General features: G+C 64.1%; 20 protein-coding genes and 2 riboswitches. Of the genes, 10 read left to right on the top strand and 10 right to left on the bottom strand.

Annotated features, from left to right (window positions below; all coding sequences use genetic code 11):
- The first annotated feature begins 55 nt into the window (after positions 1-55).
- The 3 genes from E1N52_RS12450 to E1N52_RS12440 all read left to right on the top strand — a co-directional run bounded on the left by E1N52_RS12450 (position 56) and on the right by E1N52_RS12440 (position 7,133).
- The gene (locus E1N52_RS12450) at positions 56-3,514 is read left to right on the top strand and encodes a transglutaminase family protein (RefSeq protein ID WP_133183091.1); all 3,459 of its coding nucleotides are present in this window, start codon (positions 56-58) and stop codon (positions 3,512-3,514) included.
- A gap of 77 nt (positions 3,515-3,591) precedes the next feature.
- On the top strand, positions 3,592-6,225 hold the full coding sequence (locus tag E1N52_RS12445; protein WP_133183090.1) for a circularly permuted type 2 ATP-grasp protein: 2,634 nt from the start codon (positions 3,592-3,594) through the stop codon (positions 6,223-6,225).
- Positions 6,222-7,133 (top strand): transglutaminase family protein, encoded by a 912-nt coding sequence (locus E1N52_RS12440; RefSeq protein ID WP_133183089.1) that lies wholly within the window; start codon positions 6,222-6,224, stop codon positions 7,131-7,133. The genes E1N52_RS12445 and E1N52_RS12440 overlap by 4 nt, the downstream gene beginning before the upstream one ends.
- Positions 7,134-7,142: 9 nt before the next feature.
- Here E1N52_RS12440 and E1N52_RS12435 read toward each other — a convergent pair whose 3' ends face one another.
- The 4 genes from E1N52_RS12435 to E1N52_RS12420 all read right to left on the bottom strand — a co-directional run bounded on the left by E1N52_RS12435 (position 7,143) and on the right by E1N52_RS12420 (position 11,291).
- Complete coding sequence (locus tag E1N52_RS12435) at positions 7,143-8,255, bottom strand: glycosyltransferase family 4 protein (RefSeq protein ID WP_133183088.1); 1,113 nt, start codon at positions 8,253-8,255, stop codon at positions 7,143-7,145.
- A 67-nt stretch (positions 8,256-8,322) separates the two neighbouring features.
- Entirely contained in the window at positions 8,323-9,195 is an 873-nt protein-coding gene (locus tag E1N52_RS12430; RefSeq protein ID WP_133183087.1) for a glycosyltransferase family 9 protein, read from the bottom strand.
- 111 nt (positions 9,196-9,306) lie between these two features.
- Complete coding sequence (locus E1N52_RS12425) at positions 9,307-10,272, bottom strand: glycosyltransferase family 9 protein (protein WP_246089039.1); 966 nt, start codon at positions 10,270-10,272, stop codon at positions 9,307-9,309.
- 287 nt (positions 10,273-10,559) lie between these two features.
- Positions 10,560-11,291, bottom strand: coding sequence for a response regulator (locus E1N52_RS12420; protein WP_165979365.1), 732 nt, complete (start codon positions 11,289-11,291; stop codon positions 10,560-10,562).
- A 232-nt stretch (positions 11,292-11,523) separates the two neighbouring features.
- On the opposite strand from E1N52_RS12420, the gene E1N52_RS12415 reads away from it, so the two are divergent.
- The 3 genes from E1N52_RS12415 (at position 11,524) to E1N52_RS12405 (ending at position 14,027) form a co-directional block, all read left to right on the top strand.
- The gene (locus E1N52_RS12415; protein WP_133183085.1) at positions 11,524-12,981 is read left to right on the top strand and encodes an ATP-binding protein; all 1,458 of its coding nucleotides are present in this window, start codon (positions 11,524-11,526) and stop codon (positions 12,979-12,981) included.
- Positions 12,974-13,693: a response regulator gene (locus E1N52_RS12410; protein ID WP_133183084.1), complete on the top strand. Its 720-nt coding sequence runs from the start codon at positions 12,974-12,976 to the stop codon at positions 13,691-13,693. The genes E1N52_RS12415 and E1N52_RS12410 overlap by 8 nt, the downstream gene beginning before the upstream one ends.
- A 136-nt stretch (positions 13,694-13,829) precedes the next feature.
- Positions 13,830-14,027, top strand: a complete 198-nt coding sequence (locus tag E1N52_RS12405) for a DUF3562 domain-containing protein (protein WP_133183083.1) — start codon at positions 13,830-13,832, stop codon at positions 14,025-14,027.
- Positions 14,028-14,108: 81 nt separating this feature from the next.
- Here E1N52_RS12405 and pstS read toward each other — a convergent pair whose 3' ends face one another.
- On the bottom strand, positions 14,109-15,134 hold the full coding sequence (pstS, locus tag E1N52_RS12400) for a phosphate ABC transporter substrate-binding protein PstS (protein WP_133183082.1): 1,026 nt from the start codon (positions 15,132-15,134) through the stop codon (positions 14,109-14,111).
- A 239-nt stretch (positions 15,135-15,373) separates the two neighbouring features.
- Here pstS and E1N52_RS12395 point away from each other — a divergent pair, with 239 nt between their 5' ends.
- The gene (locus E1N52_RS12395; RefSeq protein WP_133183081.1) at positions 15,374-15,859 is read left to right on the top strand and encodes a hypothetical protein; all 486 of its coding nucleotides are present in this window, start codon (positions 15,374-15,376) and stop codon (positions 15,857-15,859) included.
- Between the two features lie 110 nt (positions 15,860-15,969).
- Here E1N52_RS12395 and E1N52_RS12390 read toward each other — a convergent pair whose 3' ends face one another.
- Entirely contained in the window at positions 15,970-16,338 is a 369-nt protein-coding gene (locus tag E1N52_RS12390; RefSeq protein WP_069263547.1) for an NUDIX hydrolase, read from the bottom strand.
- A gap of 232 nt (positions 16,339-16,570) precedes the next feature.
- Here E1N52_RS12390 and E1N52_RS12385 point away from each other — a divergent pair, with 232 nt between their 5' ends.
- Positions 16,571-17,482 carry a CHAD domain-containing protein gene (locus E1N52_RS12385; protein WP_133183080.1) on the top strand — a complete coding sequence of 304 codons (912 nt, stop codon included), beginning with the start codon at positions 16,571-16,573 and terminating at the stop codon, positions 17,480-17,482.
- Positions 17,483-17,498: 16 nt separating this feature from the next.
- Here the strand turns inward: E1N52_RS12385 and E1N52_RS12380 are convergent, their stop codons facing one another.
- The 3 genes from E1N52_RS12380 to E1N52_RS12370 form a co-directional block, all read right to left on the bottom strand.
- Positions 17,499-17,921 (bottom strand): hypothetical protein, encoded by a 423-nt coding sequence (locus E1N52_RS12380; protein WP_133183079.1) that lies wholly within the window; start codon positions 17,919-17,921, stop codon positions 17,499-17,501.
- Positions 17,922-18,055: 134 nt separating this feature from the next.
- A complete protein-coding gene (locus E1N52_RS12375; RefSeq protein ID WP_133183078.1) occupies positions 18,056-19,528 on the bottom strand; it encodes a YncE family protein in 1,473 nt (490 codons plus the stop codon).
- A 40-nt stretch (positions 19,529-19,568) separates the two neighbouring features.
- A complete protein-coding gene (locus E1N52_RS12370; RefSeq protein WP_133183077.1) occupies positions 19,569-19,964 on the bottom strand; it encodes a DUF305 domain-containing protein in 396 nt (131 codons plus the stop codon).
- A 311-nt stretch (positions 19,965-20,275) separates the two neighbouring features.
- Here E1N52_RS12370 and E1N52_RS12365 point away from each other — a divergent pair, with 311 nt between their 5' ends.
- Together E1N52_RS12365 and E1N52_RS12360 are read left to right on the top strand one after the other, a co-directional pair.
- Complete coding sequence (locus tag E1N52_RS12365; RefSeq protein WP_133183076.1) at positions 20,276-21,859, top strand: MFS transporter; 1,584 nt, start codon at positions 20,276-20,278, stop codon at positions 21,857-21,859.
- 159 nt (positions 21,860-22,018) lie between these two features.
- On the top strand, positions 22,019-23,980 hold the full coding sequence (locus tag E1N52_RS12360; protein WP_133183075.1) for an acid phosphatase: 1,962 nt from the start codon (positions 22,019-22,021) through the stop codon (positions 23,978-23,980).
- Positions 23,981-24,038: 58 nt separating this feature from the next.
- Here the strand turns inward: E1N52_RS12360 and E1N52_RS12355 are convergent, their stop codons facing one another.
- Complete coding sequence (locus E1N52_RS12355; protein WP_133183074.1) at positions 24,039-25,133, bottom strand: porin; 1,095 nt, start codon at positions 25,131-25,133, stop codon at positions 24,039-24,041.
- Between the two features lie 217 nt (positions 25,134-25,350).
- Positions 25,351-25,502: riboswitch (adenosylcobalamin (AdoCbl) riboswitch) on the bottom strand.
- Between the two features lie 107 nt (positions 25,503-25,609).
- Positions 25,610-25,791: riboswitch (cobalamin riboswitch) on the top strand.
- Positions 25,792-25,810 lie beyond the last annotated feature (19 nt).

Genomic DNA, 25,810 nt, shown 5'->3' with positions numbered 1-25,810 from the left:
CGCTGCGCCGTGCGCCTTTTCCGCCGTTCCATCCACGTCGATCGAGGAGTCGGGTGTGTCCATCCGTGTCGCGTTAAACCATGTCACGCAGTATCGCTATGACCGGCTCGTGCGCCTCGCGCCTCACGTGGTGCGCCTGCGCCCCGCGCCGCACTGCCGCACGCCTATCCTCTCGTACTCGATGCGCGTGGAGCCCGCCGGTCATTTCGTCAACTGGCAGCAGGACCCGTTCGCCAACTATCAGGCGCGGCTCGCGTTTCCCGAGCCGACGCGCGAATTCCGCGTCACGATCGATCTGGTCGCGGAAATGGCGGTCTACAACCCGTTCGACTTCTTTCTCGAACCGAGCGCCGAGCGCTTTCCGTTCACGTACGCGCCCGAACTTGCCGCGGAGCTTGCGCCATATCTGGCGCACAGCGAGCCGACGCCGCGTTTCGCCGCGTTCGTCGAGACGATCGACCGTACGCCGTCCCCGCCGCCGCGCACCATCGACTTCCTCGTCGATCTGAACCAGCGCCTGCAACACGAGATCGGCTACCTGATCCGCATGGAGCCGGGCGTGCAGACGCCCGAAGAAACGCTGGAGAAAGGCTCCGGCTCGTGCCGCGACACGGGCTGGCTGCTCGTGCAGACGCTGCGTCAGCTCGGGCTCGCGGCGCGCTTCGTGTCGGGCTACCTGCTGCAACTCACGCCCGACGTCAAGGCGATCGACGGCCCGCGCGGCGCCGAGGCCGACTTCACCGACCTGCACGCCTGGTGCGAAGTCTATCTGCCGGGCGCGGGCTGGATCGGGCTCGATCCGACCTCGGGACTGCTCGCGGGCGAAGGCCATATTCCGGTGGCGTGCACGCCGGAGCCCGGCAGCGCGGCGCCGATTTCGGGCGCGCTCGACGAATGCGAAGTCGAGTTCACGCATTCGATGTCGATCTCGCGCGTGCTCGAAACGCCGCGTGTGACGAAGCCCTACACCGAAGCGCAATGGGCCGATATGCACGCAACGGGCGTCCAGGTGGACGCCGCGCTCGCCGCCCATGACGTGCGCCTCACGATGGGCGGCGAGCCGACCTTCGTGGCGGCGGGCGACCGCGACGCGCCCGAATGGAACACCGATGCGCTCGGGCCGACCAAGCGCCGCTACGCGATCGCGCTGATGGACAAGCTGCGCGCGCACTACGGCGCGCTCGGCTTTCTGCACATCGGCCAGGGCAAGTGGTATCCGGGCGAGCAGTTGCCGCGCTGGGCGCTTTCGCTCTTCTGGCGTGCGGACGGCGAGCCCTGCTGGCGCGATCCCGCGCTCTTCGCCGACGAGCGCTCGCCGACCCATCACACGGCGGCTGACGCGCAGCGCTTCATCGCGCACCTCGCGGCGAAGCTCGCGGTCGATCCACAACACGTGCAGCCCGGTTACGAGGACACCTGGTATTACCTGTGGCGCGAGCGCCGCCTGCCCGTGAACGTCGATCCGTTCGACTCGCGCCTCGACGACGAACTGGAACGCATGCGGCTGCGCCGCTTGTTCCACGCGGGCCTCGACACCGTGACCGGCTACGTGCTGCCGCTCGCGTGCGCGCGCGACGAGCAGCCTGCGACCCAACCCGCCCTGCAGGGCCCGCGCTGGGTGAGCGGTCCGTGGTTCTTCCGCGACGAGCGCATGTACCTCATTCCCGGCGACTCGCCGATGGGCTACCGTCTGCCGCTCGATTCGCTGCCGTGGGTCGCAGAGGGCGACTACCCGTGGCAGCACTCGCGCGATCCGTTCGCCGCGCCGGCGCCGCTGCGCAGCGCGGCCGAACTTCGGATGCAGTACGAGGCGGGCTTCGATGCCGGCGGGCAATCGCGGCACGCGGTAAATGCGGGAAGCGCGAACGGACCTGAAACAAACCGCCCCCCAGAGCGCGGCGAATCCGCCGCCTGGCTCCACCGCACCGCACTGTGCGTCGAAGCACGCGACCCCGCGCGCGCCGCAGGGCCGAAAGCCGAAGCCGCCTCCTTTGGGCGCTCGCAAGGCCAGCTTCACGTATTCATGCCGCCGCTCGCCGAACTCGACGATTACCTCGACCTGCTGGCCGCCGTCGAAGCCACCGCTGCAGACCTGGCGCTGCCCGTCGTGATCGAAGGCTATCCGCCGCCGCGCGACCCGCGCCTGAAAATGCTCCAGGTGACGCCCGACCCCGGCGTGATCGAGGTAAACATCCACCCGTCGTCGAACTGGGACGAACTGGTCGAGCGCACCGAATTCCTCTATCAGGCCGCGCACGAAACGCTGCTCTCCACCGAGAAGTTCATGCTCGACGGCCGGCATACCGGCACCGGCGGCGGCAATCACCTTGTGCTAGGCGGCGCCACGCCCGCCGACAGCCCGTTCCTGCGCCGCCCCGACCTGCTCGCCAGCCTCGTTGCTTACTGGCACAACCATCCGTCGCTGTCGTACCTGTTTTCGGGGCTCTTCATCGGGCCAACGAGCCAGGCACCGCGCGTGGACGAAGCACGCAACGATCAGGTCTACGAACTGGAAATCGCGTTCGCCGAGATCCAGCGTCAGGTCGATCTGCTGCGCGGCTTCGGAAGCCCCTTCGACGACGGCCCGCGCGTACCGCCCTGGCTCATCGACCGCACGCTGCGCAACATCCTCATCGACGTGACCGGCAACACGCATCGCGCCGAGTTCTGCATCGACAAGCTCTACTCGCCCGACGGCCCGACCGGCCGCCTCGGCCTGCTCGAGCTGCGCGGCTTCGAAATGCCGCCGCACGCGCGCATGAGCCTCGCGCAGCAACTGCTGCTGCGTGCACTCGTCGCGCGCTTCTGGAAGACGCCGTACACGCAGCGCCTCACGCGCTGGGGCACCGAATTGCACGACCGCTTCATGCTCTCGACCTTCGTGCAGATGGATTTCGACGACGTGCTCGCCGAAACGTCCGCAGCGGGATTCGCGCTCGATCCCGCCTGGTTCGCACCGCACTTCGAATTCCGCTTCCCGCTGGTCGGCGAACTTCAGACGAGCGGCATTGCGCTCTCGGTGCGCCATGCGCTCGAACCGTGGCACGTGATGGGCGAAGAAGGCGGAGCCGGCACGACGGTGCGCTATGTCGATTCTTCGGTGGAGCGGCTCGAAGTGCGCGTGCTCGGCATCAACGAAAACCGCCACGTCGTGACCGTGAACGGCCGCGCGCTGCCGCTTCAGCCGACCGGACGCGTGAGCGAGAGCGTAGCCGGTGTGCGCTTTCGCGCGTGGCAGCAGGCGGCGTCGCTGCATCCCACCATCGGTGTGCACGCGCCGCTCACGGTCGATATCGTCGACACCTGGAACGCTCGCGCGATCGGCGGATGCCAGTATCATGTTGCGCATCCGGGCGGCCGCAATTATCAGACGTTTCCCGTCAACGCCTACGAGGCCGAGAGCCGGCGGCGCGCGCGCTTCTTCACGACCGGCCACACGCCTGGGCCCGTGGAAGTGGCGCCGCCCGAGCGCAGCCTCGAATTTCCGTTCACACTGGATCTACGCCGCGGCTGATTGCGGCCGATAACCCGTCAAGAGCCCTAACCGAAAGCGCGCCTCGCGAGTGAGGCGCGCTGCCACGACCCACGATCTTGCCGACCCAATCCACCCTGCCATTCGATTCCTCCGCCAGCGACGAGCAGGCGGGCGCGCCGCTGCGCACGCTGCCGGTGCGCGGCGGACACTGGGACGAGCTGCAAACGGCAGAAGGCGAGCTGCGCGAGCCGTGGCGGCAGTTCTTCGGGCTGCTCGGCAAGCCGGGCGTGGCGGGATTCGACGGCGCGGCGGCGTCGGTCGCGCGCCAGGTGCGCGAGAACGACATCACCTATAACGTCTACGCGGACTCGGGCGGACCGCGGCCGTGGGCGCTCGACGTGCTGCCGTTCATCATCGACGAAGCCGAATGGGCGCAGATCGAGCGCGGCGCCGCGCAGCGCGCGCGCCTGCTCAACGAGATCGTCGCCGATATCTACGGGCCGCAAACGCTGCTCGCGCGCGGCCTGCTGCCGCCCGCGCTGGTGTTCGGCCACCCGGGCTATCTGCGCGCAGTGAAAGGCTTCGTGCCGCCCGACCGCCAGTATCTGCAAATCGTCGCGCTCGACCTCGCGCGCTCGCCCGAAGGCCAGTGGACCGTCGTCTCGCACCGCACGGAAGCGCCCTCGGGGCTCGGCTATCTGCTGGAAAACCGGCTCATCGTCTCGAGCCTCTTCGCCGAGCCGTTTCGCACCATGCGGGTGCACCGTCTCGCACCGTCCTATTCGCAGCTCATCGCCACGCTCGCGGCGGCCGCACGCGCAATCATGAGCGCCGACGAGCGCAGCGTGAGCGGCGCGTCTGCGCATATCGTGCTGCTCACGCCGGGGCCGTTCAGCGAGACTTACTTCGAGCACGTGTTCCTCGCGCGCTACCTCGGACTCACGCTCGTCGAGGGCAAGGACCTCACGGTGCGCGACGACATGCTGTACCTTAAAACGCTGGACGGGCTGGAGCGCGTGCACGCCGTGTTGCGCCGCCTCGACGATACGTTTTGCGACCCGGTCGAGCTACGCGCCGACTCGACCATCGGCGTGCCGGGCCTGCTGCAGGTCATGCGCGCGGGCAACGTGATGGTCTCGAACGTGCCCGGCGCGGGCTTCGTCGAATCGCCTGCGCTGCACGGCTTCATGCCAGGCATCGCGCAGGCGCTGCTCGGCGAGGAGCTTGCGCTGCCGGGCATCGCGACCTGGTGGTGCGGCGAAGACGCGGCCTGGCGCGACGCGCTCGCGCAGGTGCCCGAGGCGCTGCTCGTGCCGACGTGGCCAGGCGCGGCGAACGGGTCGTCCGCGCCGCCCGGACTCGCCGCGGGCGTGCAAACGCTCGCCGACTGGCGCGAGCGCATCGAGCAGTTGCCCGACGCCTTCACGGTCCAGCAGCCGCTGCGCTACAGCTACACGCCGCGCTACGAGGCCGGTGCGGGCATGCTCGGCGCGCGGCCTGCCGTGCTGCGCGTCTACGCGATTGCCGACCAGGAATGCGGCTGGCGTGTGCTGCCTGGCGGCTTCACGCGCCTGGCAGCCGAACATCAGGAATCCGTATCGATGCAGATGGGCGGCAGCAGCGTGGATACCTGGGTGCTGTCGAGCCAGCCCGGTTCGACCTTCACGCTCCTGCCGAGCCCCATCAAGCCGGGTGAACTGCGCCGCGAGCGCCGCCGCGTGCCGAGCCGCTCGGCGGAGAACCTGTTCTGGGCGGGGCGTTATGGCGAGCGCGCCGAAAACGGCGTGCGCCTGTGCAGGCTGATTCTCGGTTCGCTCGAAGGCAGCGACGCCGAAGAGTTGTTTGGCACCTTCGTCGAACTGGCCGCCGCCAACGGGCTCGTGCCCGCCACGGTCAGCGAAGCCCGGCGCAGCCTCGACGACTTCGAGCGCTCACTCGTAGCCAATCTGCACGAGAATGCCGGCGCAACGGGCATCGGCCGCACGCTCGCGAGCCAGGCGTATGCGTGCGGCGAGATTCGCGGCCGGCTGTCGAACGATCACTGGCGCACTGTGCTCGCCTCGCGCAACGACTTCCGCGATGCGCTTCAGGCGCTTTCACTCGTGCCTGCGGCCGCGCGTCAGGGAGCGGCAATCGAATTCAGGCGTCCCACGCCGTACGACCGCATGGCGCTGATGGGCGCGCTCGATGCGCTCGCCACGCAGTTGAGCGCCATCAGCGGCTGCCAGGGCGACCGCATGACCCGCGACGAAGCCTGGCGCTTGCTGTTTGCGGGGCGCCATATCGAACGCGTGGCCGCGTTGGCCACCATGCTCCGTATCGCCGCGCACGAACGCACGCTCGCCACGCCCGCGGGCTTCGACGTGCTGCTGCAACTGTTCGACAGCACGCTCACGTATCGCTCGCTGTATCCGGGGCGACTCGAAGTGCCTGCCCTGCTCGACGTGATCGTGACCGACCCGACCAATCCGCGCGGCCTCTACGGCGTCTACGCGCGGCTGCGGGCGCGGCTCGACGAAATCGCCCAGGCGGCGCGCGGCCCCAAGCGCGAGCCGTTCGCCTCGCAGCTCGCGCCCGTCGAGGCACTGCCGACGCTGGAGGCGCTGTGCGAGCCCGGCGACGACGGCCGCTATCCTGCGCTCACCGCGCTGTGTGACAGTCTCGCCGAGCGCATGGCCGCGATGTCGAACGAGATCAGCGCGCGCTGGTTCAGCCACGCCGCGCCGCTCGCCGCACAGGTCTGGTCATGAACGGCACGCGCCTCGCGGTCACGCACCGCACGACCTACCGCTATTCGACGCTCGTCGAGACCGCGCAGCATCTCGCGACCATCCGCCCGCTCGACCTTCCGTGGCAGCGCGTGCTCGCGCATCGCGAGCGTATCGAACCCGCGCCGTCGTATCAGACGATCCGCCGCGACGCCTTCGGCAACGAGGTTCTTTACTTCTCGTTCGACGCGCCGCACGACTACTTGCAGATGACGAGCGAGACGAGCGTACTGCTCACGCCGCGCTACGCGACGCTCGACGCAGACGGCACGCCGGCCTGGGAAGACGTCGCGCGCATGCTGCGTTACACGGCGGGCGGCGCCTTTCATGCGGAGTCCGAATTTTGCTTCGCCTCGCCGAATATCACCTTGCTGCCGGAATTGCGTGCTTACGCGCTGGAGAGTTTCACGCCCGGCGCCCCGGTTCTGGCCGGCGCGATCGACCTGATGCATCGCATCCACGCCAATTTCGCGTACCGTCCTTCGGCAACGTCGTTCGACACACCCGCCGCGCGCGCCTTCGAACTGCGCCACGGCGTGTGTCAGGACTTCGCCCAGGTGATGATCGGCTGCCTGCGCTCGATCGGGCTCGCCGTGCGTTATGTGAGCGGCTATCTGCGCAACGACCCGCCTGAAGGCGCCCAACCGATGATCGGCGCGGACGCCTCGCATGCGTGGGTATCGCTCTACGTGCCTTCGGCGCCGTCTGCACCGTCAGTATCGTCAGCCGGCTGGATCGATCTCGATCCGACCAACGACGTGCTCGCCGATCAGGGCCACGTGACGCTAGCCATCGGCCGCGATTACACCGACGTGTCGCTCCTGCGCGGCGTCATTCTTGGCGGGGGCGCGCATCAGGTGGATGTGGCGGTCAACGTGAACGCTCAATAGCAGCGGCGCTCAGACCAAGCGCCGAAGCGGCGCCGCATAAGGCGCCAACGGGCTGATACTCCACCCCGTGTGAACCTGGCTGGCCAGCGAAAGCAGCGAGTCGACGTGCCCGGCCACGCTGGCGTCGTAGAGCACGGCTTGCCCGTTCTCGTTGGGGTTCTCTCCGCCAAGCCGGCTCGCGATTGCGCGCCTGATCGTCTCGCGCAGCGATCGCACATCTCCCCGTTCGAAGACGTGTTTCGCATGCGCCGCAATCACATCGCAGCACCCCATCGTCGACGGCATGATCACCGGCGTGCCACACATGACGGATTCGATACCCACCAGCCCGAAAGGCTCATAGGCGGAAGCCAGGATCGTGAAGTCCGCCGCGCGATAACAGTCTTCGATTTCGCGCTGAAAGCCGATGTAACGCACATTTGGCAAGAGACTGGCCACCGGGCGGCCCGCCACTGCGACGACGACGGGTTCCTTCAAGTCTCGCACAGCGGCTTCGATGAGCGGGAGTCCCTTGCGCACATGACTGCTCGAAGGAAAGAGCAACACGCACTCGTTGTCCTGGAAACCGAGCCGCTTGCGCAGCGCGGCACGAGCAGCCGCATCGACGGGCGTGAAACGCGCCGTATCGACCGGGGGACGCAGGATGCGCACTCTGGCTTCGTCGATCCCGTACAGTTCGATCAGTTCGTCACGCATCAACGGTGAATGCGCGAGGATGATCGCCGCATTGGCATAGAGGCGCTCTTCCAGCGCAATCTGCCAACGGTCGGTCAGCTTGAGTCTGCGGCCTGTTGCGCGGAGAAACCCGCGATGGGTGCCGCCACACACTGCGATATCCGAACTGTCGACACGGTTGCAGCCGATCATGACGTCCACGTCGGCTACACGCTTCGCGCTGCGCAGACGCCACGAGAACCAGGCGTCGCGCAGTTTGCCCGGCAGAAACGACACGTTGATACGATGCGGCTCGACCATCGCATATTCAGGCAGCGCGTGGTCGAGTTTCCGCGCGAAATAGGCGGGTCGAAAGCCGCGCTCGGCAATGCCGCGCGCAAGATCTCTCGCGTAGCGCTCCATGCCGCCGCTATGCTTCATGACGTTGCAGGAAACACCGAGTTTCATCGGGATCCGCTCCTCTAAAATTGGCCGATCCAGTACTTCAAGCAGGGCCGCTTTGTACGGCTTGTGCTCATGAGCGCGACTGCAACGCCTGAAAGTGCGCCATCACACGGCTTACGCTGAGCAGCTTCGTCCAAAGCAGCTCCTTGAGATTGCCGAACGGTATGACGTTGGGCGGCAATACGATCTGGCCGGGTCCCCAGCAGGGGTGCCACGTACGTGCGAGGCCGCGGCGCATGAAAAGCGTGAGCGTGGGGACACCGATCGATGAAGCGAGGTGGCCCAAGCCCGAGTCGTTGCCGATGAACCACGCCGACTCGGCAATCCACATCGCCACGTCTTCGAGTCGCGGCAGCGAGTGAACTTCGTGCCCTTGCACCGTGCTTTCCCGCCAGGCGGCAAACTCGCCGGGCGCAACGAGAAAGCTCGGATGCAACTGAGCGCGTTTGAGTTCGTGTGCGAGCGCGAGAAACTTATCGCGGCTCCACATTTTTTCCCGATGGCTGCCGGTCGGATGGATCACGACACGATCCGCGAAACGGCCACGCTGCACGCCAGGCGGCACGACGAGGCCGTTCGAATGCGTCACGTCGCGCAACCCGAACACATTCGCGGCGATATCGACAATGCGATCGACCATGTGCTTCCCGCCGCCGTATTCGGGCAGTTCAGCCAGACGAAACGTCTTGCCGGTGTGGCTCAGCATCGGTCCGAACTCGGTCGGACGCAGTTCGATCACCGTATCGAAAGCGCCCGCATACGCCGCCTGATACCCGACCGTCATATGCGGAAACCAGGCCTCGAGCTGCTCGGCTACCCAGCCAAACACGATGGGACGGTAGCCATTCCGAATGAGGTTGTTGACGAGCACGAGCCCGATGAGGCTGTCGCCGATCGGCGGCGGCAACGCCACTGCAACACTGCCCTGAATCTGGAATTTCATTTTTGTACGAAAGTTGAGTCCAAATATTTCTGCACGTACTACGTTAGTAACGCTAACTTTCCATTCGGCATTCGTAGTGAACGCCACCGCGCATTTATTGCGATGCAGGCTTCAGGTATTCGACGCCACGCGCTCCCGCAATACCCGAAACGCGCGCTGCACGCGTCTCACCGAGATGCTTTCGCGCCACCATTTTTCCTTGAGTCCTGCGGTCGGCACCCACCACGGCGGCAGCACGATCTCACCGCGCTGAAAGCCGGGGCGCCAGCGTTGCGCGACGCGTCGCCGGCGAAATACGGTCAGCGTCGGAATACCGAGCGCCGAAGCGAGATGCCCGAGGCCCGAATCGTTGCCGATAAACCAGCCCGATTCGTAGAGCCACGCTGCAAGATAGGCCGCATTGCGAAACGAGCGCAACGGCGGTGCTACGTCGGCATGCTTCAACCAGTGCGAGCGTTCGCTCTCGGCAACCACGAACTCAGGCGCAAAGCCCTCCCCACTCAAACGCCGGGACAAGCCAATGAAGCGGTTTGCCAGCCAGCGCTTGTCGGCCGTGCTGGCCTCCGGATGCACCGCCACGCGTTGGGCGTAACGGCGTTGCTGAAACTCTCGCGGCGCGCGAATGCCGTTCGATGTCTCTACGGTTTGCAATCCGAAATGAGTCACCGCGAACGCTGCAAAGCGGTGCGCCATGCACCGGCCGTCATCGGCGTATTCGATATCGTGCAGGTCGACGAAGCCCGAATGCCATGCACGCAGATCCTTGAACGGCCGGTCCCGGTGCATCTGCACCACGACGTCGAAGCTCGCCAGCCGATCGCGTGCTTCTTCCTCGCTGAGCGCCGGGTTCATCGACAGGTGCGGGAACCAGCGCGCAAGCGACCACGCGTGATCTCCGAATATTTCCACCCGCCAGCCCGCTCGCACGAGGTTGTGCGCGATGACCAGCAGATTCAGCGAATCCCCTAGCGCCGGCGACATCACAAATGCCGCGTTGCGTGCTTTCGCGTGCGCAAAGGAAGGACCCGCTGCAGGCGTGTCGTGCTGGGCGTGACTCACGCGGGCGGGTTGTAGCATCGGTTACGTGTCTGATCGGGTTGCGGCTATGGACACGCATGTTGCCACTGCGGCGCAGTTCTCGGGTTACGTGATCTTTCTGCACATTTCTTCCGCGCCACGCCAACGCGCTCGAGCGTTACGGGGCCCATTACGCGTTAAGAAATAGCAATGTTTCCGGCGTTTGAGAATGCAACGTCACCTGCTACGCTGGTCCTGGCCTGACATTGCGCGGTGGGCCTCGACCGCGGATGAAGGGTGCCTTACCTTCAAACCCTTTGCATACCCGGCGAATCGCCGGGTTTTTTTCATCCGCGGGCAGCAGCCTGGTCCAGATCGGGAAGCGCGTCGTCAGGGCAAAAAACATAACCATCCCTGTAACGCGTTTGAATATATTGGCGGCCGCAAGGCGACAGGCCAAGCAGCTTGCGCAGACGAAAGACGACAACGTCGACGCTGCGCGCGTGAAGCGACGAATTGCGATCGATCATGCTCACGATGCGCTCACGCGAAAGCGGCCGCAAGCGGTTCGCAGCAAACACCGCGAGCACAGCGAGAACCAGGGGAGGCGCGGGAATCTTGAGGCCGTCCCTGAACAGTTGATTGTCGATGGCGTCGAGTTCGAATCCGTCGAAGATGTACTTCGTCTCCCTGCGCGGCGACGCGGGATAGTCGATCTTGCAGCGCAGCGCGTGGTGCAAGCGCGCGAGCAGTTCGCGAGGATCGAACGGATCGACCATATAGTCGTTGGCGCCGAATTCGAAGGCGAGCACCTTGTCGGCGACGTCGGCGGACTCGCTCACGATGATGGTGGGAGTCAACCACCCGCGTTCACGTAGCGCGCGCAGCGTGGCAATGCCGTCGATCCTGAGCGCGTCGTGCCGCAGGATGATGAGCGAAGGCGTTTCTCGCGCAAGACGCTGCTCAAGCCGCTCGACGCCATACAGCACCGACACCGCGATCTGCTGTCGCTGCAAGTATGTACGCAGGTCGTCCCGATACGCCTGATCGGGCTCGACAAGCAGCACGTGAATGTCCATCGATCTGTCCCTTCCTCTGAGATGCACGTCATTCCATACGGATCCCGCGCACGAACGCATGGATGCGCTTCGATCTGCAGCGGATCATACGGAACAACGGTGCAGGAAAAAGAAGGGAAATCTGGAGAAAATGTGGATTCGGACGGGCCACGTACACCTTACGGTACGCTTCGGGCGAAAATAGTGCCGAATAAATGCGCACTCACCCTTATTGCTCCCTGCTGAACCCTTCATGAAAGTCAGCATCACCTCCAAACTCTTCCTCGCGATTCTTTCGGCTTGCGTGCTTGCCGCCGTGGCCATGGGCGTCGCGATCCGGACGAGCTTCGAATTCGGCTTCGTGGATTTTCTGCAGGAGCAAAGTGCGAGCGAACTGGCGGCACTCCAGCAGGAACTGGAAGCCTCGTACGTCCAGCATGGCAACTGGGATTTCGTTCGCGAGCACACGCAAGACCGGCCTCCATTCGAAGGCGGCCCGCCGCCAGGCGAGCCACCGGGCGACGGCCGTCCACCGCCCGATGCGCCGGGCGGCTTCCGCGGCGACGACGGCAAGGGTGGTCCCTTCGCGCCCGGCATTGCCGGGCACTCGCGACCGTTTCGCCCGCCCTACACGCTTTACGACGCGAACATGAAGCTCGTCACGAGCGCGGGCCCGCCCCCGCCACCCGAGGCGGTACGCCATCCGCTGCGCGTCAAGGGTCAAACAGTTGGCTGGGTCGCAGTGGCAGGACCCGCCTCGCTCATCAATCAGGCGGAACAGCGCTTCAAGGACCGCCAGATGCAGGCGACGTGGATCATCGTGGGCTTTACCGCGCTGCTCTCCGCCGCCGTGTCGATCATTCTCGCGCGCACGCTGCTTACGCCGATCAAGCGGATCGTCACGGCCACGCATCGACTCGCGGGCGGCGACTACGCCACGCGCGTGCCGGCCAAAGGCAGCGACGAATTGCAGATGCTCGCGAGCGATTTCAACCGGCTCGCGGCGTCGCTCGAAAAAGCCGAGAGCGACCGGCGCGACTTTATCGCCGATATTTCGCATGAGTTGCGCACGCCCCTTTCGGTCCTGCGTGGCGAACTCGAGGCGATCGAGGACGGCGTGCGCCGGCCCGACGCGGCGACCATCACTTCTTTGCAGTCCGAAGTAGCGATGCTCAGCCAGTTGATCGACGACCTCTACGAACTTTCGCTAGCGGACATCGGCCAGCTCTCGTTCGAGAAAGTGCCGCTCGATCTCGTGCCCATCGTCGAAGCTTCATGCGACGTATTCCGCGAGCGCCTCGCAGCCAAGCAAATCACGCTGGAATTCGATCCCGACGACGCGCACGCAACACTCTCGGGCGATCCTTATCGCCTCACGCAGCTCTGGAAAAACCTGCTGGAAAACGCGCTGCGCTACACCAATGCCGGTGGCCGCGTAAGGCTCTCGGTCACGTCGAACGACAACGACATCCATGTCGACGTTCAAGATTCGTTTCCGCCGGTTCCCGCGCCGCTGCTGCCACATCTGTTCGACCGGTTCTTCCGCGTCGATCCATCGCGCAGCCGTCAAAGCGGCGGCGCGGGTCTCGGGCTCGCATTGTGCAAACACATCGTGGAGCAGCACGGCGGCACCATCGAGGCGTCGCGCTCCCCGCTCGGCGGGCTGCGGATCCTGGTACAACTTCCTCGCCTACACACGCATCATGATTGATCCGACCACGCGGCCTTCCATACTCATCGTCGAAGACGAGCCCAAGCTCGCGGCTCTGCTCGCCGATTACCTCGCGAAGGACGATTTCGCCACGACGATCCTTGCGGACGGCCGGGAGGTCGTGCCATACGTTCGCGAACATCAACCGTCGATGGTGCTGCTCGACCTGATGCTGCCCGGACGCAGCGGCCTCGACGTGTGCCGCGAACTTCGCACGTTCTCCGCCATTCCCGTGATGATCATCACGGCGCGCGTGGACGAAATCGACCGTTTGCTCGGGCTCGAACTGGGTGCCGACGACTACGTGTGCAAGCCGTTCAGTCCGCGTGAAGTCGTCGCGCGCGTGAAGGCGATCCTGCGCCGGGCCGAACTGCTTGCGCGGGCGCACCAGGAAGCCGAAGGCACCGTTGCCTCACCGTTTTCAATCGATGTTGCGCAACACGCCGCGCGCCTGGACGGTCGGGATCTGAATCTCACGCCCATCGAATTTCGTTTGCTCGCGCTGCTGCATTCGGGCCCGGGCCGCATTTACGCGCGCGATTTTCTTCTGCGCGCGCTATACGACGATCACCGTGTCGTGGCCGACCGCACGATCGACTCGCACGTCAAGAACCTGCGGCGCAAGATCCAGTCGGTTCGTCCCGAGCAGGACATGATTCGCTCGATTTACGGTGTGGGTTATCGCCTGGAGATCGCGCCTGCCGGCAAATGAATTTGACAGGCTGTACACCGACAAATTCGCATCGAACGAAAAGCATCGGTAGATAGGCTAAATGTATTGGCGCGCCGGACGCGCGATGCAGTCTAATGGCCTTCCCGCGTTCCCCTCTATACGCATGGAGGCATCGATGAACCAGCACGCCGCAGAAGAACTCGTAAAGGCGATTGCAGCCGAGACCCATGCTCCCATGGAGACCGTTTCCAGGATGTACGAAGAAACCTGGGCGGCATTCAGCGACGGCGCACGCATCATGGATTACCTGAGCGTGCTGGTCGCGCGGCGCGTGCGCGAGAATCTTCGGAGTTTGCGCCAGGACGCGCACTAGGCTCGTGAAGCCCCGAACGCTCTGAGTGGCTGGAGATGCAAGCGCGCGCATGCATTGCGCGCGCTTGCATTCCATTGCAGATTACGGCGCGATCGGCTTGCCGCTCGCGTCCTTGATCTTGTCCTTCCACTGCGACTTGATTTCGGTCACGACCGATTCCGGCAGCGAAATGTAGTCGAGGCTGTCGGCGGCCGAGGAGCCGTTCTTGAAGGCCCAGTCGAAGAACTTGAGCGTTTCCTTGCCCTGGTCAGGCTTGTCCTGTGCCGTGTGCAGCAGCACGAAAGTCGCTCCGACAACCGGCCATGCGTCCTTGCCCGGCTCGTTCGTGAGGATCTGGTAGAACGACTTCTTCCAGTCCGCACCGGCGGCCGCTGCCTTGAACGTTTCCGTGCTCGGCTGAATGACCGCGCCCGCTTCGTTCTTCATCGCGGCGTAGACCATGTGGTTCTGCTTCGCGTACGCCCATTCGACGTAGCCGATTGCGCCCGGCAGACGCTGCACAAAGGCGGCGACGCCGTCGTTGCCCTTGCCGCCCGTACCCGTCGGCCAGTTCACGGTCGTGCCTTCGCCGACCTTGCTCTTCCACTCGGGGCTGACCTTCGAGAGGTAGTTCGTCCAGATGAAGCTGGTGCCCGAACCGTCGGCGCGGCGCACCACGGCGATGTCGAGATCAGGCAGCTTGACTTTCGGGTTCAGCGCGGCAATGGCCGGATCGTTCCACTTCTTGATCTTGCCGAGGTAGATGTCGGCGAGCACCGGGCCCGACAGCGTGATTTCGCCGGCCTTGATACCCGGCACGTTGATCGCCGGCACGACGCCGCCAACCACCGTCGGGAACTGGAACAGGCCGTCCTTGGCCAGCTGGTCATCCTTGAGCGGAGCATCCGAGCCCGCGAAGTCGACGGTCTTGGCCTGAATCTGCTTGATGCCGCCCGACGAGCCGATGCCCTGGTAGTTGACCCTGCCGCCGCCGGACTTTTGATAGGCGTCCGCCCATTTCGTGTAGATCGGCGCAGCGAAGGTGCTGCCCGCGCCCGTGATATCCGCAGCCTGGGCGATGCTCGTGCCCAGCGCGAGAATGACAATCGCAAAGAGACTGACTCTCATCCCGTACTCCTTAAAATCGTTATTGATGCGCTGGACGTTACGTAGGCAATGTGACGATTGGGTGACACTGGAATCGATCGCAAAAGAGGCCTTATGGATGCTGACGTAACCATTCACAGGACGTGTTAGCAAGGACCCACTGAATACGTTCGCAGATGGATCGCGGCCCGTGTGGAATGTCGGCCTAAACCGTATATACTGTTTATACTGTTTGCACCGTTTTCAGACCGGAGATCGACATGACTGTAGCGACCACACGCAAACCCACCAAGAAGGCGTTCCACTTCCCGAAGTCCGCGGCAACCGCGGAAGAGCAAGGCGAAGCAGCAAAGCCCGCTGCGGCAACGGAGCCAGCAGCGGAAGCGGCGGTTAAGGCCAAACGCAAAAAGGCCGCACCCAAAGCGACGGCGAAACCCGCTAACGGCGCTGCAGAAGCACCGGCTCCCGCACCTGCAGCGGCTCCTGCCGAAAAGGTCAAGGCCAAGCGCGTGAAGAAAGATAAAGTCGTGCGCGACAGCTTCACGATGCCCAAGACGGACTATCAGCGCATCGCACTCCTCAAACGCAAGTGCCTCGAGGCTGGCGTTGCGGTGAGAAAGAGCGAACTTCTGCGCGCCGGCCTTCAACTGCTGGAAGCAGCACCGCAGAAGCGGCTGCTCGCTGCAATCGAAGCGCTTGAAACCGTGAAGACGGGCCGTCCGGCCAAAGGCGAAGAAAACGCGTGATGTGCGCGAGGCGCTGGTGATGATGGGCTTGGGGCATCTGCCTGTGGAAGGCGGATGCATCCGGATTGAACGCCGTGGGCGTTCAATCTCTCACCACGAGGGGTGTGGTGTTACTTCCTGCGCCGCTGATTGATCAGCCGCACGATATCGTTCGTTGGGCCGCTGGTGAGCAGGCGCGGGATGTCGTCGAGGTGGACCCATCGACACCTGGCGATCTCGCTACTCGGCCGTGCCTTGGCCTGCCTGGGTATTTCGCAGGAAAAGACGTGGTGGTGTTTCTGCTTGCCGCGAATGTCGAACAGATACCTGGCCGACTTGCCCAGGAGCCGGGTCTCCTCCTTGAGTTCTCGAAGCGCGGCCTGCGTAAGATGCTCACCGCGCTTTAACATGCCACCCGGTAGTGCCCACTTCGACTGACTGCGTGCTACCAGGAGAATTCGCTTACCTCTACGACAGATCACGGTGGCCCGTTTCTTCAACTCGAACTCCCACTTCGTTCCCGGGAGGCGCTTCTCGATGCATCCGCAGAGCGACGCCTGACGTAGGTAAGCATCGTAATACAGAAAATCAGAAGGTCAACCTGCCGGCGACGCAAAGGCTGTCAACTTGTCAGAATTTGCACACTTCATCAAATCGTCACGAAGATTAGGTTGCCAACCGGCCGTATGGTATGGTTTGGGGCAACCTATTTTTGTCAGACTCGAGGCTTGAATGGATATGGACGGTGACTGGCCTTTGCCACGGCCGCGCACTCGCTTCAGAATCGATCGGCGACGCTCCGAAGCGTCACTCACCCGCAAGACCTCCATCGCCAGCACCTTCTCATCATTGGCCATGCCAGTGGTCATCGAAGCGGTGCAAAGGACGAAAGCCCTGTCGACAGGCGTCGACCCCGAAGCATTCCATCAGCTTCGGGTGGCCTTCAGAAAGCTTCGTGCATTGTATTGGGCGTACTCGCCCTGGCTCGGTGAGGAAGCCACCGCGCAAGCCAGCGAAGAATTCAAGCGCCTGGCCGCCGTGGCCGGCGGAACGCGCGACTGGGACATCGCAGGCGACCTCCTGGAAACCGCGCAGAAGTCAGACGCCTCCATCGAACTGCTCGTGACCGCCGCGCGCGAGAAGCGCGCGCAAGCGGTGGCGCATAGTCAGGCCATGATCCAGAGCGAAGCCGTCGAAGCATTTCTGAACGACACCGTGCTTCGCGCGCAAACCACGCTGCAGTCGCGTTGCAATGATCTTCCAATCCGCGCGTTTGCGAAGCAACGAGTCCGTATGGCGCAGCGCACGCTTCGAAAACGCAGCAGGCGCGCCGCGCGAAGCGAGGCTGGCCACGAGGAAAACCTCCATGACGTGCGCAAGGCCGGCAAAAAGCTGCGCTATCTGCTCGAGTTTTTTCAACCCGTCATCAAGGGCGACCACGATCGCACCATCAAGGAACTGACCTCCGTGCAAAAGACGCTGGGGGAGTTCAACGACATTGCCGCGAGCGAGACCTTGATCCGCAACACGACATTCGACGAGGTGCCTGCCGACGTCGTCGAGAAGTCGTTGCAGTGGCTGGAAGAAAAGAAGTGCCAGCGAATAGATGTCGCCTCGCGGAGGGTGAGAGCCATTTCCGATTGAACCGGCTCCGCGGCCATCACTGGCAGGTCACGACGCTAACGGGCAGGTTCTCGCTCGCCGTGCCGAGCCGCTCGCGCGCTGCGGTGGTGATGGAGCCGCCGGGCGGTATGCATTCCGATTGGCCCATTCCCCCGCCTTCCGTTTGCGGCGCGCCGTTGTTGAACGACTGCCACGTGATGATCACCGACGCGCCGCAGTTGTTGATCAGGTCGGTGTAGTCGAGTCCGAGTTTGGCGTTTTTCCCGCGATACTCCCGGTCGATACAGTCTGTCGAAAGTTCGCTCGGCTCGAAGCGGGGTGAGACCGTGGGCGCCGCACGATCGCCGGCAGCGCTGGCCGTGCCATGCGCCAGCAGGATCAGGAGAAGTACCGCAAGTCGCCTGTTAGCCAGATTGCGGGAAGCTGTCATTTCTTCACCTCGCTTTCGGGTGTCGATCATCGTTAGTTAGCTTCCCACAGAAACCGGCGTCAAGCGTCTGGCGGCTCGTTACGTGGGCAAACAGACACTGCCGCTCACGAGACCCGGGACTTTTACTAAGGATTTCGAAATGACCGGCGCGATGCCCGGGACATTCACAAGGCTTGCACCTGCACGGCGGGCCCAGGCGCGCCGCCCACGCTCGGTGCGATCACGAGATATCTTCGGCGATCGGGCATGCCCGGCGTGCCAGGCGTCACGACCTGTCGAATCTGACCCAGCGTGTTGACGATCGCCGAGCCGGCCGGATTGGTCTTGAAGCTCGCGAGGACGTCGATGCGGCCGCTGCCGTCGGCGTGATCCGATAGTCCGAGGAAGTACGGCTGGCCCGCCTGCAATCCCGTCACCGCAGCCTGCAGCACCTGCAGCAATCCCTGATCGAACAACGCCACCGAAGTGGGCGCATCGCCATGGCCGGCGCCGCCGCCCACCGGCATCAGCGTGACGTGCGTCGCCTCGCCTGCTGCGCCGAGCGGCTGCGTGTTGGCCGTGCCATCGCCATCGGGCACGGCGTCGGGCACATACGCCACGGCTTGCGGCGCCTGGCCGACGGGCACCGTGGCGATGACCTTGTTGGTCAGCGTGTCGATTGCCGTCATCGCATCGCCGTTTTCGAGGCCCACGTAGACACGCGTGCCGTCGCCAGACGGCCAGATGCCGTGCGGCAGGCTGCCGACCGCAATCGTCGCCACCTGCGAGAAATCGTCGGTACGGAACACCTTGATCTGATTCAGGCCGCCCACCGTCACGTACGCAAACATGCCGTTGGCGTTCTGCACGATGTTCACATGATTGGTGATCGGCCCCGTATCGATCGTTTTGAGCAGCGCAAACGGCGGGCGCGCATCGAACACCTGCGTCTTGCCCACATCCTTGAGCGTGAACCAGACCTGCCGGCCATCAGGCGTCGCCGCAATGTTCGGACAGAACGGACTCGCCTGCGTGACCCGGGCCACGATCTTGTGATCGGCTACCGAAACGACATCGGTTTCCGGGTTGAAGGACGAACAGATATACCCGTACTTTCCATCCGGCGAGAAGATCTGCATGCCTGGCCCAGCCGGCACGGTAATGCGCGTCTTCTCTTCGAAGGACTTGGCGTCGAGCACATCGACGTAATTCTCGCCGCGCACGGTCACCCACACCTCGTTGCCGTCGGGCGTGAAGAAGGCTTCGTGCGGCGAGCGGCCCACATAGGTCACGTGCTTGACCGCATTGGTTTGCGTATCGATGAAGGTCACCGAGTTCGAGCCGATGGAGACAATGGCCAGTGTGCGGTGATCGGGAGAAAAGCCCATACCGTGCACGAGCAACTGACCGTGATAGAGCGGGCTGAAGTTGGCCGGAGTCGGTTCCCCGAGGCGGATGACACCGACCAGACGATTGGCTGCGGGATCGATGATCGAGACGGTGTTCGAAAACTGATCAGACGAATAAACGCGGTCCCGATGGCTCACCGGAATATCGGCGGCCGATAGCGAGCCAGGGACCTGCCCCGCCTCCGCGAGCGTTGCGGCGGCAAGCGCAGCGGCGGTCAGGGCCGCGCCAAGCATGGAGTTGTATTTCATGACATTGTCTCCTGCGTCGTAATGCGAGTGGGTCGGTGGGTCAATGGGACATCGGCGCCGGCACGGTATTCGAGTCATGCACCGCGAGACGCATGGCCACGATCTCTTGCTGTTGCTCGACCACGATCTCCTGAGCGATCCTGCGCAGCTGTTCGTTGTGTCCATGCCGCAGTTCCGCCATGGCCATGTCGATCGCGCCCTGGTGGTGCGGGATCATCGTTGCGACGAAATCGCGGTCGATGTCGCCCGTGGGCTTCGCCGCCATCCCGGCCATCATCTTCGTCATGGCCGCGTCGTTCTCTGAAAGAAACGAGCCTTCCTCGCTGTTGCGAGAAGGTCCCGCGTCACTCGACGACGCGGCGCATAAGCCGGCCAAGGAAAGCACGGCCGCACCGCACACCGTTGCCCGCAAAACGAGTCGAATTGCAGCGTTCATGATGTCCCCTCCGTATCGGTCGAATCCCGTTCGACGTGAAGGCAAACAGCGGACTAGCCGATTTACTCCATAGAAACCAAATTCGAATTGCAGATCGACGAGACACGGAACGTTGGCAAACGCTTGCCATTTCTCTGCGCGGGCCGAGTGGAATAACTTCGTCGATGGCGTGTTCGTTCCGTGAGATTCGCGAAAGCGGGCGTACCATCATTGCACAGCGCGTGAAGGTCGCTCGCGCGGGCCCAACCGATTCATCTTTTGCCGGGCGCTGCATAGCAGATTAGTCGCGCCGCAGCGATAAGGAGCGCTACATGGCCACGAGCATTGGTCTTCACGATCAAGGACGGCAACTGTTGCCCTTTCGCGAGTCGGTATTGGCGATGCTCGGCGTCGCGTCGGTTTCGATGCTGATTGCGCTCGACCAGACCATCGTCGGCACTGCATTGCCGCGCATCGTTGCGGAACTCAAGGGTTTCGAGCTTTATGCATGGGTCGCGATGGCCTACATGCTGGCGTCGGTCATCACGATTCCGATCTTCGGGCGTCTGGGCGATCTGTTCGGCCGCAAGCCCTTCATGCTCGCAGCCATCCTTCTCTTTACCCTCGCCTCGGTGCTCTGCGGAATAGCGACGAACATGCTGTTTCTCGTGCTCGCGCGCGGCCTGCAGGGCATCGGCGGCGGCATCATGATGGGGACGGTGTTCGCGACCGTCGCCGACCTGTTCCCCGATCCGCGGCTACGCCTGCGCTGGCTGGTGTTCGTCTCCTCCGCGTTTGGCCTGGCGAACGTGGTCGGGCCAACGCTCGGGGGCATGCTGACCCAGCACGGCAGCTGGCGCCTCGTGTTCTTCGTCAACGTGCCGGTGGGTGTGGTGGCGCTCTTCTTCGTGCACGCCTTCTTGCCGCATCTGCATCATGCCCGCGATGGCGCGCGGCTGCGTCTCGACTGGCTCGGCGCCTGCGTGGTCGCCGTCACGTTCGGCGCGCTGCAGCTCGCCATCGAGCTTCTGCCGAGACAAGGCTGGACGACGTCGACGATCGTGCTGGCCGCGATCGTGGTCGTCTGTTCATTGACGCTCTTCTTCTGGGAAAAACGCATGGGCTATCCGATCATCCCCGTGGACATGCTGCTCGACCGCAAGCTCGGTCCACTCTTTGCGATGTCGGTGCTCGGCGGATTTGCGTTGTTCTCGCTCGTTTTCTATGTGCCGCTGCTGTTCCAGGGCGGCTATGCGATGTCGCCGCGCGCCTCGGGCATGCTGATCACGCCGCTCCTGCTCGGCACGACGGTCGGCAGTTTCGTGAACAATCGCGTGGTCACACGCATCCGGCGGGCCAACGCGATCCTCTACGTCGGCTTCGCGTTGTCCGCTTTCGCGAGCCTCGCGGTGGTCGTGCTGCGAGGCAACGAGCCGCATCTCGTGTGGATGGCGTGCATGGGCGCGAGCGGCCTGGGGCTGGGCCTCGTGGGCACGAGCCTCACGGTCTGCTCGCAGCAGATCGTCTCGCGAGACCATCTCGGCGCCGCCACGGCGATGCTGCAATCGCTGCGCACATTCGGCGGCATGCTGGGCACGGCGATGACGGGCGCGCTGCTCGGACACCTTTACACCATGGGCGTAAATCGCTCGCTCGACTCGTATCAGGCGACGCAGTGGTTCAAGTCGTTTGCGAGTCCCGAACTGCTCGTGGACCGCGCCGATCAGGCCGCACTGATCAATCGACTCGTGAGCGCGGGCCATGCCGGCGACGCGATGATGAACTCGGCGCGCGGCGCGCTCGTGGATTCGATCCACATGGGCCTCATCGTCGCCGCCGTGGCCGCGCTGGCCGGCCTGTGTCTCGCGTGGTTCGTGCCGCCCGTGCGAGTCGGCTATCTCGAAGCGAGGCAGTAAATGAGCGACCAATAATATTTCACCCATGCTTCATTTCCATTACCGTTTAACATCCGCGTAATAAATTAGTAATTAGGGAGTAATCGAGGGTAAGCATAATTCGCCGCCGTCAGTCAGAAATAACCACACAGCATCAATCACGACGACGGAGCCCTCAGCATGCCCGCATCACGCCATCGAATTCCGCTGCCACTCTGCCTGGCAGTGCTTACCAGCGTAGCCGCGCTGACCGCCTGCGGAGGCGGCAACAGCGATCCCGCCACGACCGCCGCCGTTCCCGCGCCGCCCGCCGACCCCGGCTTCGTGGACAACGCACCGATTCCCGACGTCCCCGCTTTCGTCGACAACATCGCCACCAACCAGCGCGGCGACGCGCGCTACGCCACGCTCGCGACCAATGCGGGCGTGCGCGTGGTGGCGCGCTTTCTCGATCTCTGGCAGCCGCTCACGCTGCTCGTGGACGCAGGCGTTTCCGCGCCCGCCAACGGCACGTTCCCTGCGGTCGTGCAGTCGACGTGGACGGGCGTCCCCACCGACGGCACGCCCAACGGCACGATCCTCAACAGCACCGTGCTGAACGCGAACATTCAGTACGTCGTGACCGCGACGACCCAGCGCACCCAGGCGCAAGCCGACGCGGCCTACTACGACGACCGCCGCGGCAAGGGCTACAGCGTGACCGACGGCATGGGTCCGCTCACCGCCGCCTGGCGCTCGGCTGCACAGCAAACGACGAGCATCACGTCGATTCCCGCGGACGCGACCACGACGCTCTACAACGACTCGGGCAACAACACGGGCGTAGGCAGCACGACCAACGCGACGTTCGGCAAGGTGGTCGATCTGCTCAACACGATGGGCAACAACGCTTCCACCGAGCCCGCCAAGCGCTTCTACAAATACGCGCGACCGTTCCGCTGGAGCACGAGCGTCGTGGTCGATCCCACGCTCGTGCCGGCCATCAGCACGACGCCTTCGACAGACGGCGGCTTTATCAGCGGCCACGAAGCCGAAGCCATGCGCGACGCGCTGACCATGGCGTACCTCGTGCCCGAGCGCTACCAGGAAATGGCGAGCCGCGGCCTCGAACTCGGCGAAAACCGCATTCTCGCGGGCATGCATTCGCCGCTCGACGTGATCGGCGGCCGCATGTTCGCGCTGGCCGCCACTGCCGCGAATCTCTACGACCCCACGAACGCCACGCTCAAGAGCGCGGCCTACACGCAGGCGCACAGCGCGCTCGAACAGGCCACCGGCACGAACGCCACGACCTTCGCCGCGTTCGCGCATTCGGCCACGACCGCGACCGATCGCTTTGCCGACTATGCGACCAACAAGTCGGAATTCGTGCGCCGCATGACGTTCGGCTTCAGCCAGATCGAATCCACCGAAGCGCCGCCCGTCGTGCCCAAGGGCGCCGAGGTGCTGCTCGAAACGCGCTTCCCATATCTGAGCGCCGACCAGCGCCGCGTCGTGCTGAAGACGACCGAAGTCGTCTCGGGCTATCCGGTCATGGACGACGCCGAAGGCTGGGGCCGTCTGAACATGTTTAGTGCTGCAGATGGTTATGGCGCATTCAACGGCAACGTGATCGTGGCAATGGACGCATCCCAGGGCAGCTTCAATGCCGCCGACACGTGGCGCAACGACATCGCCGGCTCGGGCAAGCTCACGCTGCAGGGCAGCGGCACGCTCACGCTCGCGGGCAATAACAGCTACACGGGCGGATCGCAGGTGAGCGGCGGCGTGCTCGCCGCAGCGTCAACCACGGCCTTCGGCAACGGCGATGTGTACGTTGGGTCCGGCGGCGGCGTTGCCGTGGCGACGAGCGCGCCGTTGACGGTGGCGGGCAAGTACACGCAGCTCGACGGCACGACGCTCGAACTCGACATCGACGGCAACGGCGGCGGTCGCCTGCGTGTTGGCGGCCAGCTCACGGTGGCGGGCGGCACGCTGCATGTGAAATTCGTGAATGGCTATGTGCCGAAAGCGGGCGACACGATCGACGTGATCGACGGCAGCGGCGCATCGGTGAAGTTCGCGACGGTCACGGTGGATGGCTTCAAGGCCACGCCCGTTTATTCTTCGACCGGCGTTTCGGTGAAACTGTCGGCTTCGTGATGTAACCACGCAGTAAAAAGGCCCCGAATCGCAACGGTTCGGGGCCTTTTTTTATGCGTCAGAAGCGATGCCGGATGCCCGCCGCCACGAGCACCTGGTTGCGGCCACCCGACGGGTCGCAGGTGTTGATCATCGCGAACGCACCGGACGACGCGCGCTGATAGATCGCCTCGGTATAAACGTCCGTGCGTTTCGACAGTTGATAGTCGGCCTGCAGCGCGCCTTGATGCCAATGCGCGGAGGTCGCGCCCGTATAGGCATACATGCCTGCCAGCGAGAACGCGGGCGTCACCTGCCAAAGCGCATTCACTTCGTAGTTGCTGAAGGCGATCGACGGCAACGGTGCGCCGCCGTCGGCCTCGCTTACTCCGGTATGAATGGAACGAGACCAGGCCGCGCCGAGCGTCACGTCGCCGAGCGCGTAGCTCATGCCCGCGCCAATGGTGTCTTCGCGCTGCACCGCGACCTCGGTCGGCACGAGACCCGCACCCGGCAGCACCGACGTATCGTACGCACCCACCGAAGAAGCGCCGCGTCCGTTAATGTGCATCCACGCCACACCTGCGCTGAACGGGCCGCCTTCGTAATGGACGCCGAAGCCGTAAGCGCGATTTTGCGCGAAGCGTCCCGCCTCGTTCGAAAACGCGTACATCGCGCCGGCGCTAAAACCACCGTACGTTGCGCTCGCGAACTTCACGGCGTTCGAGGCGAGCCACGAATTGTTGGCGTTGTCGTTGTCGAACGGATGCGCGAATGCCGTGCCACCCGCGCCGCCCGTGAGCGTGAACGGGGCGAAGTAGTCGTGCATCGTGTCGTACTGGCGGCCTAGCGTGATCGTGCCAAGTCGTTCGGATTGCAAACCAACATAGAATGGGTGGTCGTTGAAGGCTTCGCCGGACGTGACCGAGAAGCCGCGCTCGAGGCGAAAGATCGCAGCGTTGCCGCCGCCGAGATCCTCGGTGCCCTGCAGGCCCCAGAAACTGCCATCGATAAGGCCCGAGCCCGCGCGATACTGGGTGCGGCCGCCAACGTCGCTGACATAGTCGACGCTCGCGTCGATCTCACCGTACAGCGTCACCTGCTGCGCCGAGGCTTCGGCGCCCGTGAATGCCAAAGCCGCCCCACCGAGGACGGCCAGAATGTTCTTGTTCATGAGTCTTCTTGTTTCTGTTTGTGGGAAATGCATGGACGAGCGCCATCCGCCCTCGCTCGATGCGGCGAGGTGCCCCGACGTCGTCGTTAATTCGTTGTTATCCAGCGCGCCATTGAACAGCGAACGCATTGCGGCCCGTGAACGGTCTTTCGCCGCTTGGGAGCCGGAGGTTGCGGCCGGAATGGACCGCTTTTCTAAGGCTTGAGGGTGTGCATTGACGGCTCCTTGGGTTACGCGCCCTGGAATGAGTCGTGAAGAGAACGCAGCGAGGCCTGACTTCTGGCTCGATTGACTGAGAGCCAGTCACAGTGGCGCGACCGTGCCGGATTCCCACCGGCTTCCCTGCTGCGTTTCGCTCGTGCAACGCTTACGGGCAGAAAACAGCCGAAAGGATAGCGTAAGTCGAGAGGGAGGCCAAACCGGGTGTTTTCGCCACACCACATTCATCAAAGGTTGACGCGCCGAATGCGCGGCCCTTACCCTTGCGCGCTGATGGTTCCCGGCGACGGGATCAAAAGGGAACGCAGTGCAAGACTGCGGCTGCCCCCGCAACTGTTAGCGGCGAGTCCATGCCAGAACGTGCCACTGGGAAACCGGGAAGGCCGGCAACGGATGTCGACCCGCGAGCCAGGAGACCTGCCATCAGCCGAGTCCAGCAGCCGCAGCGGGCGGGGATC

This window comes from Paraburkholderia guartelaensis (genome assembly GCF_004353905.1).
GTDB lineage: Bacteria > Pseudomonadota > Gammaproteobacteria > Burkholderiales > Burkholderiaceae > Paraburkholderia > Paraburkholderia guartelaensis.
The sequence above is the reverse complement of the archived record's forward strand: the minus strand, read 5'-3'. Positions and strand labels throughout refer to the sequence as shown.

What these genes read in the sequence shown, in the direction of transcription:
- E1N52_RS12440 (WP_133183089.1), top strand. Translation starts at nt 6,222, where the DNA reads ATGAACGGCACGCGCCTCGCGGTCACGCACCGCACGACCTACCGCTAT.
- E1N52_RS12435 (WP_133183088.1), bottom strand. Translation starts at nt 8,255, where the DNA reads ATGAAACTCGGTGTTTCCTGCAACGTCATGAAGCATAGCGGCGGCATG.
- E1N52_RS12430 (WP_133183087.1), bottom strand. Translation starts at nt 9,195, where the DNA reads ATGAAATTCCAGATTCAGGGCAGTGTTGCAGTGGCGTTGCCGCCGCCG.
- E1N52_RS12425 (WP_246089039.1), bottom strand. Translation starts at nt 10,272, where the DNA reads ATGCTACAACCCGCCCGCGTGAGTCACGCCCAGCACGACACGCCTGCA.
- E1N52_RS12420 (WP_165979365.1), bottom strand. Translation starts at nt 11,291, where the DNA reads ATGGACATTCACGTGCTGCTTGTCGAGCCCGATCAGGCGTATCGGGAC.
- E1N52_RS12415 (WP_133183085.1), top strand. Translation starts at nt 11,524, where the DNA reads ATGAAAGTCAGCATCACCTCCAAACTCTTCCTCGCGATTCTTTCGGCT.
- E1N52_RS12410 (WP_133183084.1), top strand. Translation starts at nt 12,974, where the DNA reads ATGATTGATCCGACCACGCGGCCTTCCATACTCATCGTCGAAGACGAG.
- E1N52_RS12405 (WP_133183083.1), top strand. Translation starts at nt 13,830, where the DNA reads ATGAACCAGCACGCCGCAGAAGAACTCGTAAAGGCGATTGCAGCCGAG.
- pstS (WP_133183082.1), bottom strand. Translation starts at nt 15,134, where the DNA reads ATGAGAGTCAGTCTCTTTGCGATTGTCATTCTCGCGCTGGGCACGAGC.
- E1N52_RS12395 (WP_133183081.1), top strand. Translation starts at nt 15,374, where the DNA reads ATGACTGTAGCGACCACACGCAAACCCACCAAGAAGGCGTTCCACTTC.
- E1N52_RS12385 (WP_133183080.1), top strand. Translation starts at nt 16,571, where the DNA reads ATGGATATGGACGGTGACTGGCCTTTGCCACGGCCGCGCACTCGCTTC.
- E1N52_RS12380 (WP_133183079.1), bottom strand. Translation starts at nt 17,921, where the DNA reads ATGATCGACACCCGAAAGCGAGGTGAAGAAATGACAGCTTCCCGCAAT.
- E1N52_RS12375 (WP_133183078.1), bottom strand. Translation starts at nt 19,528, where the DNA reads ATGAAATACAACTCCATGCTTGGCGCGGCCCTGACCGCCGCTGCGCTT.
- E1N52_RS12370 (WP_133183077.1), bottom strand. Translation starts at nt 19,964, where the DNA reads ATGAACGCTGCAATTCGACTCGTTTTGCGGGCAACGGTGTGCGGTGCG.
- E1N52_RS12365 (WP_133183076.1), top strand. Translation starts at nt 20,276, where the DNA reads ATGGCCACGAGCATTGGTCTTCACGATCAAGGACGGCAACTGTTGCCC.
- E1N52_RS12360 (WP_133183075.1), top strand. Translation starts at nt 22,019, where the DNA reads ATGCCCGCATCACGCCATCGAATTCCGCTGCCACTCTGCCTGGCAGTG.
- E1N52_RS12355 (WP_133183074.1), bottom strand. Translation starts at nt 25,133, where the DNA reads ATGAACAAGAACATTCTGGCCGTCCTCGGTGGGGCGGCTTTGGCATTC.